The 13,645-nt window shown below is 40.9% G+C and carries 11 protein-coding genes and 3 pseudogenes; 1 reads left to right on the top strand and 13 read right to left on the bottom strand.

Annotation, left to right across the window (positions count from 1 at the left end):
* Positions 1–83: 83 nt before the first annotated feature.
* The 7 genes and pseudogenes from G9U52_RS31695 to G9U52_RS31670 all read right to left on the bottom strand — a co-directional run bounded on the left by G9U52_RS31695 (position 84) and on the right by G9U52_RS31670 (position 3,525).
* Positions 84–260, bottom strand: a complete 177-nt coding sequence (locus G9U52_RS31695; protein WP_166155216.1) for a hypothetical protein — start codon at positions 258–260, stop codon at positions 84–86.
* Positions 261–457: 197 nt separating this feature from the next.
* Positions 458–646, bottom strand: coding sequence for a hypothetical protein (locus G9U52_RS31690; RefSeq protein WP_166155214.1), 189 nt, complete (start codon positions 644–646; stop codon positions 458–460).
* Positions 647–663: 17 nt separating this feature from the next.
* The gene (locus tag G9U52_RS41920; RefSeq protein WP_375790302.1) at positions 664–789 is read right to left on the bottom strand and encodes a hypothetical protein; all 126 of its coding nucleotides are present in this window, start codon (positions 787–789) and stop codon (positions 664–666) included.
* 73 nt (positions 790–862) lie between these two features.
* Positions 863–1,171 carry a transposase gene (locus G9U52_RS41915; protein ID WP_166155212.1) on the bottom strand — a complete coding sequence of 103 codons (309 nt, stop codon included), beginning with the start codon at positions 1,169–1,171 and terminating at the stop codon, positions 863–865.
* Between the two features lie 889 nt (positions 1,172–2,060).
* Positions 2,061–2,389: pseudogene (locus tag G9U52_RS41910) on the bottom strand (DUF6884 domain-containing protein).
* Positions 2,390–2,464: 75 nt separating this feature from the next.
* Complete coding sequence (locus G9U52_RS31675; RefSeq protein ID WP_166155210.1) at positions 2,465–3,082, bottom strand: hypothetical protein; 618 nt, start codon at positions 3,080–3,082, stop codon at positions 2,465–2,467.
* Complete coding sequence (locus G9U52_RS31670; protein WP_207953338.1) at positions 3,079–3,525, bottom strand: GIY-YIG nuclease family protein; 447 nt, start codon at positions 3,523–3,525, stop codon at positions 3,079–3,081. The genes G9U52_RS31675 and G9U52_RS31670 overlap by 4 nt, the downstream gene beginning before the upstream one ends.
* A gap of 327 nt (positions 3,526–3,852) precedes the next feature.
* Here G9U52_RS31670 and G9U52_RS31665 point away from each other — a divergent pair.
* Positions 3,853–4,074 (top strand): annotated as a pseudogene (locus G9U52_RS31665) (transposase); the annotation flags it as partial.
* A gap of 403 nt (positions 4,075–4,477) precedes the next feature.
* Here G9U52_RS31665 and G9U52_RS31660 read toward each other — a convergent pair.
* The 6 genes and pseudogenes from G9U52_RS31660 to G9U52_RS31635 form a co-directional block, all read right to left on the bottom strand.
* Complete coding sequence (locus G9U52_RS31660; protein ID WP_166155204.1) at positions 4,478–4,708, bottom strand: hypothetical protein; 231 nt, start codon at positions 4,706–4,708, stop codon at positions 4,478–4,480.
* A gap of 701 nt (positions 4,709–5,409) precedes the next feature.
* Positions 5,410–6,449: pseudogene (locus G9U52_RS31655) on the bottom strand (IS630 family transposase).
* A 163-nt stretch (positions 6,450–6,612) separates the two neighbouring features.
* Entirely contained in the window at positions 6,613–7,218 is a 606-nt protein-coding gene (locus G9U52_RS31650) for a hypothetical protein (protein ID WP_207953337.1), read from the bottom strand.
* A gap of 24 nt (positions 7,219–7,242) precedes the next feature.
* A complete protein-coding gene (locus tag G9U52_RS40385; RefSeq protein ID WP_311764950.1) occupies positions 7,243–7,929 on the bottom strand; it encodes a recombinase family protein in 687 nt (228 codons plus the stop codon).
* A gap of 549 nt (positions 7,930–8,478) precedes the next feature.
* On the bottom strand, positions 8,479–10,884 hold the full coding sequence (locus G9U52_RS31640) for a choice-of-anchor L domain-containing protein (protein WP_207953336.1): 2,406 nt from the start codon (positions 10,882–10,884) through the stop codon (positions 8,479–8,481).
* Between the two features lie 321 nt (positions 10,885–11,205).
* On the bottom strand, positions 11,206–13,584 hold the full coding sequence (locus tag G9U52_RS31635) for an S-layer homology domain-containing protein (protein ID WP_166155198.1): 2,379 nt from the start codon (positions 13,582–13,584) through the stop codon (positions 11,206–11,208).
* Between the last annotated feature and the right edge of the window lie 61 nt (positions 13,585–13,645).

Here is a 13,645-nt window from a genome sequence, read left to right as displayed (position 1 = left end):
GTTTTCATTCCTCTCTGTTCAACTGAAGCCGTGGAAGACTCTCACGGAATTTAAAAAAAAGCCGAGATTCAGCCTGTTAACGTTTATTCTGCAAGCTCAAGTTTCGCGCGGATCATGAGAATGGATCGCTTCATTTCCACACTCAATTGCTCTCCTTGGATCATCCGTTTAGCCATCTCGCTCATGCTAATAACCGTCCGAATCTTGGCATACTTCTCTTCCAAAAACAATAAATCGAACAGTATGGATGAAGCAAGCATTTCCTATATCGTTGATTTGGCTGTATCTCTGCGGTCGCCGATTCCAGACAGTGCATAGATTGCGTTCCGTGCTGCATCAATATGATTTTCGTTCAGGTAGTTTATGTAATATATAAGATCAAGGTAGATGGAAAATTAATTTCGTTTGCTTCGTCTTCCTGCCGATGAGCGAATGGCTTGTAATGTATGCGCGTTACCTATTCCTGTTCGGATTTCCAGAGCAACACTTTAAGCCAATGACATAGATCCAACAGGCTATGTTTCGTACCTGTCTCTATCTTCATTAATACGATCTGACAAAAGGCGATCAGTGCCATCCATACTTGGTTCATTACCGCCCGTTCGCTCGTTCCGTAAAAGGTCTTGATCCGAACATGCTGCTTCATCCACTTAAAAAAAGTCTCTATTGCCTTCGTTCACGGTAAATCTGCCCGATTTCATCCGCACTAAAATCGAATCGATTCGTTAGAATAGCCATGGGATTCCCTTCGGAATCTACGCTGTGGACCAGGCGCAATACGTTCTCCATTCGCTTCTGTGGCGTTCAGACAACGACCATTTCGTCTGTGAGTACACCGCTATCCGCGGGTAGCGCGAAGGATTCAAGCGGGCGGGCGGACCACCGCGTTTTTCTTCGTTCGAGTGACAAAGAAAATGCCGCTGTCACAGTAGTCGTCGAACCTGGCATAATCGAGGTAACCACGGTCGAAAACATACGTGAGGCCAACTTCATCGACCAAGGCATCCAACTGGCTCCGATCATTTTTCATAGCTGGTGTGAGGATGACCTTCTCAGGAATACCAGCCTCATCGTCGATGTACGCGAGACGAAAGTGGAGTTTCACACCCGTTTTCGTTTTGCGAAACCCCGCCCATTTGTAGGTCTGCAAACAGAGCCCAATTTGAGCCATATTTCCTATATTGTTTATTATATAGGGCTGTTGCGACAAGATGCTGACATGGAACATACATTCTGATAAAAAGCTTTTACCGTTACAATACAAAACGGGTTGTGGGCATAATTGAGTCCCTACTACTTTGTGGTTGATTATACCCTCGATGAATATTTCACCTCAGGATTTTTTATTTGAGTCCACATTCAATCAATAACAGTCATTACACGAAAGACCTATAGAGTAAATATTTCACCCTCTGGGTTACTTGAAAACTTATATAACAAGGTATTTATGCTTAAATAATTCGACACAAATTCTGTAAATCCTCCCCAATTTGACATCATACTTATACGAACAGAGATCTCCATTATATATGTACAGAAATACGAGAAAATTTATTAGTAGATTATTCCAACATTTAATTAGTCCAACACAAGGAACCATTAAATGAACAAGGTCAAATGTAACATTTGATTTTTAATGCAGCATTTAATCAGATTTAACAGCGATAAAAAAGAATCCCTTCTCTTATTTGTGGCATCTTGATAAGTAAGTGATACTATGCAAATTGCGAAATCTCAAAATCTTCAATATCACTACTAATCCCTGATTAAAGAATATCAGATTCTCCCTTTTCAAGGCGTCTATACTGTTGTGTTTTTGGATGCGGACCAGATCAAGGACCTGAATGCCGATTCTGAGGGACCTACCCTCATCTCTTGCAAAGCATGCAAAGCCGTGTTTCCTCCTTTCATTACTGCCTTTCTTCAGGACACCCTAAGCGTAAAATAGCCCCCACGCTATTGTATAATTTACTTAAATTAATATATCAATATTTAATTTATCCAGCTTAAATAGCTTGAACAGCCTAAACCTAATTGAACTTTCTATTATAAAACTGCAACTACTGCCCTATGCCCTTACCCATTAACGGTACACTCCATTTAATACCCTGCGCATCCAGCAATGGCAGTAGAAACTTCCGATAGTTCATTCCTGCGTATGCGTATACGTCCACACTGTTTAAATTCAAGCTTAATATCTGATCCGCGACTTTCCTAGACCACTCTTTTTTTCAGGTGCTTTCATATTGTTAAGCGTTACGTCATACGGTTCAATAACTTCATCCTTACTTAACAGCCCATACTTGGCAGAAAGAATAAACCAATCGTTATACCCTTGCTGCTCGATATATTTAACCGCTTTGCTGAACAATGCCGACTTCACATACATTTCTCTAGCTGAGCAACTGTATTCCTGTTTCAACTTGGTACAGCTAATTAAAGCGTACATCATAGTCACCTGCCTTTATATACCGTCTACGTTTAGTAATGTATCAGCAAATTGAACTGATGCTATAGCAATCATTTCTTTTTCAACCGCAGGCAATGAACAGGACAAACCAGACAAGCCTTTGTCACCAGTAAACCAAGGTGCAATGAAAAAGAATATTGGCTCCTTTAGCATAGGTGGATCATTAGTTTCAAAGAGGGCTTTTGCCCAAGTCATGTATTTCTTACTTGGTTTCTTATAGGCTTGAAACCCATACATCGCATGACTTAAATCGCCAATATGATAAGCAATGCCGTCACCCCATCTTGCGAATTTATGCTGGTTCTTACGGATATTCTTTATATTTTCACTGATAGGATTGGTTACGCCCTTTTTTTCAGCTTTGCCTATGTACATCGGTTGGAAGGATGCAGCTAGTCCTTTACCCATCACGTAAATCAAGCCTTCCCAGGCATCGTTACTTATATTATTTTCAATCGTACTAATAACTGCATTTTCCATATCAGCTGAGCGCATTAATAATGTACGATCATTCTTTGTTTTGACATTAACTAATAAGCCATCATTAGTACTAAACAAAGGAACAAAGTAATGATTGGATAACTGCATTAACCATTCATTAAAGTCTATCATCTGCGGTTCCCCTCTTTGTTTAGGAGCGTGTCTGGATAAGCATCAGAAGCCAAGCTAACAAGTTGATATTCAATTGATCCAATGGTTTTTGGAAACCCTTTAATTGGCGGCTCTGATATAGCTACCTCAGGAATAACCATCAAAATGCAATCGTAGTTTGCTCGATTATTATCTAACAGATAAATCTTCCACTTGCTATAAGAGCTTTTTCCTATATTCAAGTTTTTTATATGACTGTTCCAACGTGTTACTGGTGTTTTACTCTTGCCTATATATATGGGGATATAATTGCGTTCGTCCTTTACACAAAGTAAATAGATGCACTCCGAATCCTCTTTGCCCTTCAATAGTTTAGTAATGCTGTTTTGAATAGCGATGCTATCTACAGACTCACCTTTCATGCAAAAGTAACAAGAGTAATCATCCATATAAGGATTATCCATTGGCTAAGTAAAATCTTTTTTTCAAATGACATTTAATGCCCTCTCCGAATTTAATAAGTGTGATTATACCATTATATGACAAAGTATATTAAGTTTTCTCTCAATAAAAATTCTGATCGAAAGCACCATGGCAACTGTTCCATCAGTGACAAACTCACGTTCTATATCATTGTGCAGCGGACAAAGGCTAGAATTACAGGAGGAGATAGACTAAATTTCGAGGTAGATTTGATGTTAGACTAGAAACTGGACACCAAGAAAGAGAAAGCGACAATAAACTCAACAATTCAAAAGAGAAACGGTTAAAATGATTCAGAACAGGGGAAACCGGTGGCTCATGTAGCTAGGGAGCTGGGGTTGTCCGACAATACCTTGTACCGCTGGATGAGCGAAATCAAGCAGGATTCCGGTAACGCTTTTCGTGGCAGTGGCAACTTAAAGGTCGAAGACAAGAACCAAGCTGACCTGCAGAAGCGGATCCGGCAGCTTGAAATGGAGAATGACATCTTTAAAAAAGCCATGTACATCTTTGCAAAAGACCAGAAATAGTCTACTTGTTTATTCACAACCACCGCTCGGTCTATCCGGTTTTGGAGATGTGCAGAGTCTTAGAAGTATCCCGGAGTGGTTATCTTTTTAGCCACCCTTGATATGCAAATACAGGAAAATCTTCGGCTATTCCCAAAATGCCAGTAAATTATTGAAAAATAACAAAAAAATAGAGTAAAAAACGTTGCCACTGTGGATCGATTTCTTTTCGGCTTTATTCACAGGGTATAATACGTAGAGCGCTCGACTTCCAGCACACGAAGCACGAAGGCAATACCGTGCCCTTGGCCGATGTACTTCTGGGCAATCTCTATTTTATCCGCAAGTTGGGGTTCGTTTTTTTAGTAGGTCTTTGAGAATTTCCCTTTCCAGGGCTTGTTCCGCCAATAGCTTTTTCATTTTTTCATTCATGCTCCATCTGTTTGAAATCTTCAGCCGTAGGGATAAAAGCCGCTTGCCGCTTGCTGGCTCCGTCCAACTGATCCACATCTTTACTGTTCAATTCTTTGGCCCACCGCAAGACCATCTCGGGATCCAGTTCATGCTGCCGGGCTACGGCTGTAAAGTTGCCACTCTCTTTCCCTTTTCGAATGATTTCCATCTTGAAATTAAGGTTATACTGCACACGTTTCATAACGTTCCCCTCCGTCTACTTTTATTGTATTTGATTAAGGGGTATGCTGTCTAAGTCTTCTAGGGGGCTAAAAAAACATCATAAAGCATGACATTCTAAAGCAAGTTGTATTATCCAACCTGAAAGGCCTGATTAATGAGGGATAAAGAAGAACACCTCTGTTAAGAACTTGAAAAGGTTCAACGTGAAATCAGTAAATTGGATAGGGAACTAGTTCAGCTTACGAGGAAATGGACGAGCGGGGACATTGATAAGGATGTGTTCAGCGCCTGTTGTAATGCGGTCAAGAACGAACGGCAACTATTAGAAGAAAGAACAAAACGACTTCAAACGGATATTGCCCACGAACATGATACAGAGTCACAAGTTTTAGCGTTTAAGACCGAGTTAACGAAGTTCACCACGTTAGACGTAAGCAACGAGGAAATTTTGCGAGATATGATACACAAGATGATTAACCATGTTGACGTACACGAAGACGGTTCAATAGAAATCAGTTACAACTTTCAAAATCCACTTAAAAAGGGGGCGTAGCCTATTAGGGCTCGCCCCTCCATTCCATCAATAATACGCATTCCACATGTGTGGAGACGGTGAAACGGATATAAAATCAATCATAAAAACTTCACGTTAACCTAAAATCAAAATCATCTGGTCTAAGTTTATTTTTAGCTATATAAGTTGAACTAAAGAAATTCCAGTTAGTATCGGACACAAAGGCGGTCAATAATAGCCAAAGGTACTTTTATGACTTCGTCCATGAACTGTTGTACGTTTGTGCGAATTTCGGCTACCGTGTGGTAGAAGACGTTGTTGATCACATCGGATTTAAGCCATTTCCACAAACCCTCGACCGCATTGAGCTGCGGGCTATAGGGCGGCAGAAAAACGAGCTCAAGCTTATCCTTCATCTCGTCCAAGAAAGGGATCAGCAGCTTGGCATGGTGAATTCGCGCATTGTCCAAGATCATCACGATCTTGCCTACGGGATATTCATCGACTACTTTTTTTAAGAAACCTAGAAAGGTTTCGGCTGTATATTGCACATCTTCCTACCACACCAGTTTGCCTGTTCCGTAGTCAACCGTGCCTAACAACTTGACTCCACGATGCTTGCCCGTGGTTTTGATGATGCGTTGCTTTCCGCGCAGGAACCACGTTTTTTGAATCGCTTGGTAATCACGGATCATGGATTCATCTTCAAATAGCAGATGGGCGATCTCGTCATTCATGACTCTTTTTTTAAACCAGGAAATGTCGTTTGTACAAACGTTTTTTGTTTGTCTGGATCGGCCGCAGCTAAGGTATAGGTGGGTTTGGTATAGCTAAGGCCTTGGCGGTGCATCATTTTGGAAATGCCGCGTAGGGAGTACGTGGGGCCAAACTCCCGCTTGATCCAATCCGCGATGATTTCCAGCGTCCAGTTATGCCGAGCTGTAAAACCGACCTCATGAGGCACAAACTCGACAATTGTACGCTTCAATTGCTCCTGCTGTTCGGTAGTCAATCGTACAGGCGCACCTGGAGAATGATTCATTTGCAGACCTTCAAGCCCCCCAGTTTCATAAGCTTTGATATAGCCCTTTACTGTTTTGACACTTCGGTTTAGCGTGTGGGCGATCTGTTCGGTTTGGGTGCCTTGAAAATGCAAATACAAGGCCTGGTATCGTTCATACATCCGTCGATCTTTTGCCTTTTTCATGGCCTGCTCGATCTCTTGGAAAGCTTCTGTTTTTTTCATTGAGAATCCTGCCTGTCTACAGTCTTTACTTATTATTTCGACAGGTAGCCATTCATTCTTTAGCACAATTTTCTAATCTTTAGTTCAACTTATATAGTTGATAAAAATGATTCATTCTTATAGCAGCACATTTTATTAGAGCTTCTTTGTTTTGCTTACCATCTCAAACATTTTTCCCGAGTTTAAAGAATCCGTATGCAACTCTTGCAGTAATCAATATTCCAGTTGGATCTGGAATTAGTGCATCTATCACAGTATCTACCGCAAAGTCTGACAATATATCTAGCCCTAGACCTAATGCTGAAAAAGCTAGAAATTCTGCGATTGCTACCACCATCTTTGATTGAAACTCTTTTTTTGACATTTCTTGAGACTTCCCTTTTCTTACTTCCCAAATATATCGCAACAAACTTCCTGTTACTACAATCATAAAAAAGGCTCCATTAATAGCCATCATATCTGTGAAAAAGTGCTCTAGCATACTTGGTGTGAAATTGGCAAATATACCATCGATTGAAATATGTGCTATATATCCAATAGAAGATAAAGCACCACCGAAAAGAGCAGTTGCCATTCCTGTTTTAACTATCTGCAACAGTTTTCTACTCCAAGGTCGCGGATCATTCCTTAACCGATAACATTCAATAACTGTACTAATAGATGCGTATAAAGCCATTGAACTTCCAACTGCTGCCTCGCCTTTATCAACTAAGTCTAAAGTTATTAATTCTTTATTATAATTGACGGTCATCTCAAATTTTTCATCCATCGTAATTGAATAATCAAAGTATTCTTATGCTGTAGGATTTTGTGTATTTCCTCCGTGTAGAAAATCTCTATGACCTTGTTTTGTAGCCATGAGTATATTGTCAGGGTCAGCTGCTAGATTTATATTATCAGGGTTATCTTTCACAAGCTCCATATGATGACCTTCAATACCTTGAATCGGAGCTTTTTCTCCCTTTTGCCATTCTGAAATTAAATTCCTCTCCTTTTGTGAGAACGGAACCACATTACCTTGATCATTAACATAGAGAAACACATCATTCGGGGCATTTATTTTATCATTTGCAAAAAAATTATTTACTTCCCACTCACGTTGAACTCGCTTTTCTTGACCCTTGTTCTTTACTCGCTTATGGCTTAGAAATTCAACGATGACGGTCTTTTGCTGGAGTAAGGCTCCGTAATATTTTCCATTGGTCAGAATAATCGTAATTGAGGAGTCCCACCATCTTTCGCCGCCAGTGACCGTTTTGATTTTATCCTTCATCAATCCTGTAGCAATCGCCTGATAGCTTTTACCCTCCAGATACTCCTCATAAATCCGGCGTACTAATTCTGCTTCCTTTTCATTGATGACCAGTTCGCCTTCCTTATCCTTATCGTAGCTGGTGGATGTACATATCCTTCCAACGCCTGTATTTATCGATCTAACTGAGCTTCGTAAATATCCTCCCGATATATCCTTACCACGCACTCCACATGTGTGGAGACGGTAAAAGGAATATAAATTTAGACAATATTTTTTTCAATGAAACTTCAACATCCGACAGTTCATTTCAGTTCAATTCTTTATTTCTTCAACAAAAAGATTCAGGTTTTTTCCGAATTTCCTGCGCTAAATACTCTTATGCTGCCGTCAATTTATAGATCGAACCCTCTTGGCATCTAAATTACGAGGCTATAAAAAACCTTCTTTCATTCAACGATTATCCTTTTCACGATTGAAGCGATGCGGCGGAGAAGATAAGTCGTTTGCATACGGCACTTCGGCCGTTTCCATCTTGATTTATCTGTGTCTCTCCGATCAACAGCTCCCCAAAAGTGGAATAATCTCTATTTCCGGTTTTTCTCTGTTTGTAATTGAACTGACGAACCCATTATTTTTTTTACTATTTTGAGTGGGGATGAACACTTAGATCGGCGCGAATAAAAACCCGACCAGTTCAACGCTCAACGTGGCCGGGTTTTTATCAAATTTGTGTCCATTGAGAGGGTTCACAAAATCTTATCACAATCTAATGGTCTATAATTTCTTCGCAAGTTGGATCAATATTTGAGCTTGTTCATTTGTTATAGATTTACCTATTTTCGCCTCAATTTGGTTGATAAAGGCTCCTACCTGGCCTGACTTTGCATTTGTATTGCCTTTACTAATCGATGCTTGAATAGCGTTTAGTTTACTTATCAAGGATTCTAAAAAAGATGCATCTTTGAAATATTGTCGAGTCAGCTTTCCAAGGCTATCCGTGTTAACAGAAAGTGTAAAGCTGATTGTAGATGTACTGACATTACCTACATTATCGGTTGCCGTAAATGTATATGAATTGTTTCCTAATGTAAATCCACTTGCCGGACCAACAATGTCGTGACAGTTGGTTGTAAGCAAACCAGAAAGTACATCAACTACAGAACAGCTTATGTTTATATTCTGATCAACCGTATAGGCATTCAAATTACCTGTAAAAGAAATAACAGGAGCCACTTTATCGATATTATCAATCGTTACCGTTTGAGTCGAAGTGTTTCCTGCTGCGTCAATCGCAGTGAAGCTAAAGCTGCCATTTTCACTAAACGTATGGCTTGCTGCATTCAATGTTCCTTCGTTTGTCGTCGCTGTAACAATCACATCTTGATTGGTTGGCGTAGTCGTGTAAGGCGCTACTGTAATGGTTGGTGCTAATTTATCGATATTATCGATCGTTACTGTTTGGGTCGAGATGTTTCCTGCTGCGTCAATCGCAGTGAAGCTAAAGCTGCCATTTTTACTAAACGTATGGCTTGCTGCATTCAATGTTCCTTCGTTTGTCGTCGCTGTAACAATCACATCTTGATTGGTTGGCGTAGTCGTGTAAGGCGCTACTGTAATGGTTGGCGCCACTTTATCGTTGTTAGCCACCGTTGCTATAACTGAGCCTTTGTTACCTGCGGCATCCACAAACTCAAACGTGAAGGAGCCGTTCTCATTAAACGTATATGCGCTTGCTCCGCTATTGTTCGTTACGGTGACATCCTCGCTCGGAGTGATGGTTGCAATTACTTCCTGGTTCGTAGGAGTCGTCTTGCTGTAGCTAACAGAAGCAGTCGGTGCAATTTTATCGATGTTAATGGTCATGCTCTTGATGTTTTCCTCGTTGCCCGCGGCATCGAAGCTTTGGTATTCAAGGAAATTGCTTCCTTCGGAAGAAAGTTTGAGTAATCCCGTGTAATTCTTCCATTCTCCTCCATTAATACGGTATTGCGTTTTGCTCAAGCCTGACAGGTTATCAACCGCGCTTAGAGTTACATTCACATCCGCGTTATACCATCCGCTTGCGCCGGGTACAGGTGTTTCTGCAGTCGTCTGCGGAGCAGTTTTATCAAGGTTTATCTTTATGCTCGTTGTTCCCTTTTGACCCGCAGTGTCCGTTGCTGTCCCTATAATCTCTTGATCTACTCCCTCAGTGGAAATGACCACCGGAGGGTCAATGGAAACTACTCCCATGTCATCTGTAGCGGTAAATGTCACGTTAACATCGTTATGATACCAATCATTGGTGTCCGGTTGACGGTCGGCTGTCGCTTTAACTACTGGAGGGTTATCAATTGGTTTGTCGGTAAAGCTGCCTGCCTTAATAAATACATTCGTATCGTATTCGGAATCATAAACATCGGCTATCGCCATTTTAATATGATTTACTTGCCCCTTGTTCACATTAACTTGAACGGGCAGCACCTTAGTAAGACCATCCATTTGTGTATTCAGCTTCGCTCCACTTGCTCGATCGTTATTTATGTAATATTCAGGGTGCTTTGCATTTGTACCCAATGGGTTTCCGCCATTTATACTATTTACAGATACAAGAGTTGTCGTATTCGGGATCAATGCCGCGTTCTTACCGTTCACAAAGAAACCAAATACATCATTGTAGTTTAAATTGACATATTCATTATATTCTTCCGAAGCAAGAACATATTGAAAAGAAAGAATATCGTGTTCCGGAACAAAGTCAAATTCTAATATGACTGCATCCCTAGTTGCATTGCTATTAATCAATGCATTAAGATCGTTATCCCCAGCTGTGTTGTTTATTCTACTTGCATCCTCAACTGTATTGGGATCCACTACGTTGCTAATCGCTCCGGTACTTAGAATAATGCCGTCATTAAATCCAATGATCCCATTTCCGCCAGTAAATTTCCCAGCTGCAAGCTTACTGCCTGTCATTTTTATGTTACTTACCGTGACTCCACCGCTTCCCAAAAGCGTGTTTACCAAAGCATAAGCATTTGCCGTGACGGAGTTTGAATCTATAACAGACAATGCACTTCCTGTTACCGCCATTAATGATTTTGTTTGCATCATAGGTTGTGCACTTGGGTCTGTTCCAGAGCGAACCGGAAGATTCTCCTCTGCAAATGCAATTGATCCAAAAAGTAAACTTGTTGCCATTACCAAACCTAAAATTTCCCCTTTCATTTTGCCCTCCAATAAATTTACTTAAGCCACATTTACCAACAATAATAATGAAACAGAGAATCTTATGTTACTGAAGCAGAATATACGCTAATAAATAAAAGCATGGGTTTCTCTTTGCTTCGCAAAAAAAATACAGCGAATAACAAATATTTTGTTTACTCTCAAGTTTTTGAAGGTATGCTAGGGGGGGTTCTAAATCTTTTCCGAAGCATACTTTCGTTTAGTTAGTTGTTTCGGTTTTTCTTCTGTTGTTTGTAATCTTCAAAATTTTTAATTTCATGATAAAATCATCCCCTAGTTAATAAACTGCACGAACTTCAGGAGACGTTTCAACATGACTGCCGCTTGAGCACGCGTTGCATTATCGGCCGGTACGAAGGTATTGGCACTCATTCCTTCAATAATCTTAACTTCTACGGCTTGTGCAACAGAAGCTTTAGCCCAGGAGTTGATTGATTCGTTATCACTGAAACCTTTCAATAGCTGTTCTTGCTTCGTAGAGACATCCACCGTTTTACCTGCTACTTTCAGTGCTCTTGTAACCATAACAGCCATTTGTTCACGGGTGATGTTTGCATTGGCTCTGAATGTACCGTCTTCAAAACCGTCCACGATACTGTATTTAACAGCGGATCCCACGGCTCCAGCGAACCAATCCGCAGACTTCACATCAGAGAATTTAGAACTTCCTTTTTCTTCCACCAGACCAAGTGAACGAACTACCAGTGCCGCAAATTGGGCGCGGGTGATATTCTCGTCAGGACCGAAAGTCGAATCGGTCAGACCATTAATGATGAGCTTGGAAGCAAGCAGATTCACATCAGTTTTGGCCCAGTGAGACGACACATCGCTAAACGATTTGATCGACTTCACGATAGCATAGGTACTGTTACTATTTCGCTTAACCGTAACCTGAGTCTTACCGTCTGCTGCGATAAAGACAGCAGGCACGAAATGCATCTCGCTGCTTTCATCTACATAAACGGCAGAAGCTTCGCTCGAATCAACCGTTTGTGCTACAACAATGGTTCTGGAAACATAGTTAGAGCCAAAGCTGCTGATGGTTACAGATTTACCATTGGCTTCAACCGTTATGCTAAAATCAATTGGATCTGATAATAAAGTAACATTGTTTAGTCTAGCTTTTTCTGCAATCTTATTGGCGGTTTCTTTGGAAGCTTTCTCCATCTTTACCACGATCTTAGCTTGGCTTGCGTCTGCTCCAAGTTCTCTCAAAACTGATGCCATATCTAGAGCTTTAATCGGCAGATCATATGTCACATCCTTACCCTTAATAGAAACAATGGCATCCGATAAGGAATTTGTTGCTTCAACAATGGCGCTTGCTGGGATCGATACAATCGCATTGTCTGATTTACCAGCGTCAATGGTAACAACTTGTGCAGACGCAGGATTGTTCTTCAGACTGTCAAATGCTTGTTTCAGGATTGTTTCCGGAACGGTAACGGTAGTAACCGTTGTTCCGTCTGGTCTGGTTTCGTTCTTCACATCATTATTACCAAAATTAACTTGTTGTCCACTTATGCTGATGCCTGTGTTACTGTCTGTGTTACTATCTGTGTTACTGCCGGTGCTGCCACCGCCGCCTCCTCCGCCGCCGCCATTACCGCCACCACCGCTACTCGCAATATTAATCCATACGGTTAAAGAAGCAGCTTCACTTACATTACCCGCTGAGTCGGTTGCGGTTACTGTCAGATTATGATTACCAAAGGAGAGGGCACTCAAAGTAATGGTTATAGACCCGCTTGCGGCAACTACACCCGATCCAAGGAGTGTTGTACCTTCATATATTTTTATGGTGCTGTTTGCTTCTGCTGTTACGGTAATGTCCGGTGTAGTATCCGTAGTGAAAAGGTTATTTCCGCCTACGATAGCCGGTGCAACCGGTGTAGTACCACGATTTAAATAAATGACAAACTTGCTCTTGACCAAACTTTCAGAAGCTTTAAATTCGGCTCCCGCATGACCATCCAAATATTCAATCGACTTTGTAATTGCATTGTTTAGCTCGGTTGCAGTAATTCCGTATTTTACCAAGGAGGATCCGCTCGGAACATTAGAAATTGCATCATTGACTTGCCCAATCATACCAGCTTCTGTAAGATTGCTTGCATCTAGACCATCAAAAACAGCTGCTGCAAAGTTCACCAGGTCAATGGGATCCACACCATAGTCACTTAAATTTTGCAATTTGCCCGCGAGACTTTGTACCGCTGTAGCCAAGCCATCAACGGAAAACATGACGGTCGTCAGATCGATTAAAGTATTGATGATATTCGTCTTGTTAGTCATTAATTTTTGTTTGAGCACCGGATCGCTTACATCCGTTAAATCAATATATTTCAAGAAAATATTTTGAACTTCAGCTCTGTATGTAGCATTAAATACGATCTGCATGTTCCTGATTTGATCTTTTTGAGTCACGGTTAAACCGGCATCATTTTTCAAGTAATTAGCAAGACCAATCACTTTCGTGAAGAAGGGAAGACTGGTCGGATCCGATAAACCGGAAGAAACGTCCGTGCTCAAAGCCACCGTCACCGATCCGCTTGGATTTCCTGCGGTCGAACCATAAGCGGGTGAGATTGCAGATATAAAAAGTAAGGACAAACTGATAGCACTTAGCAAAAATTTCTTCTTTTGTCTCATAGCACCCTCCGAATAATAAAAACTATAATAACGTCCATGGCAGTTCCCCTAAGCTGAAATA

Source organism: Paenibacillus agricola (genome assembly GCF_011440305.1).
GTDB classification, from domain to species: domain Bacteria; phylum Bacillota; class Bacilli; order Paenibacillales; family NBRC-103111; genus Paenibacillus_S; species Paenibacillus_S agricola.
Note: the sequence above shows the minus strand (reverse complement) of the source record. Positions and strands in the feature narration are given on the sequence as shown.

Bases quoted from the DNA above. Each gene is read 5' to 3' on its own strand.
- G9U52_RS31635 (WP_166155198.1), bottom strand. From the start codon at position 13,584: ATGAGACAAAAGAAGAAATTTTTGCTAAGTGCTATCAGTTTGTCCTTA.
- G9U52_RS41920 (WP_375790302.1), bottom strand. From the start codon at position 789: ATGGAGAACGTATTGCGCCTGGTCCACAGCGTAGATTCCGAAGGGAAT.
- G9U52_RS31660 (WP_166155204.1), bottom strand. From the start codon at position 4,708: ATGAAACGTGTGCAGTATAACCTTAATTTCAAGATGGAAATCATTCGA.
- G9U52_RS31675 (WP_166155210.1), bottom strand. From the start codon at position 3,082: ATGATAGACTTTAATGAATGGTTAATGCAGTTATCCAATCATTACTTT.
- G9U52_RS31640 (WP_207953336.1), bottom strand. From the start codon at position 10,884: ATGGCAACAAGTTTACTTTTTGGATCAATTGCATTTGCAGAGGAGAAT.
- G9U52_RS31650 (WP_207953337.1), bottom strand. From the start codon at position 7,218: ATGGATGAAAAATTTGAGATGACCGTCAATTATAATAAAGAATTAATA.
- G9U52_RS31670 (WP_207953338.1), bottom strand. From the start codon at position 3,525: ATGGATAATCCTTATATGGATGATTACTCTTGTTACTTTTGCATGAAA.
- G9U52_RS31690 (WP_166155214.1), bottom strand. From the start codon at position 646: ATGAAGCAGCATGTTCGGATCAAGACCTTTTACGGAACGAGCGAACGG.
- G9U52_RS31695 (WP_166155216.1), bottom strand. From the start codon at position 260: ATGCTTGCTTCATCCATACTGTTCGATTTATTGTTTTTGGAAGAGAAG.
- G9U52_RS41915 (WP_166155212.1), bottom strand. From the start codon at position 1,171: ATGGCTCAAATTGGGCTCTGTTTGCAGACCTACAAATGGGCGGGGTTT.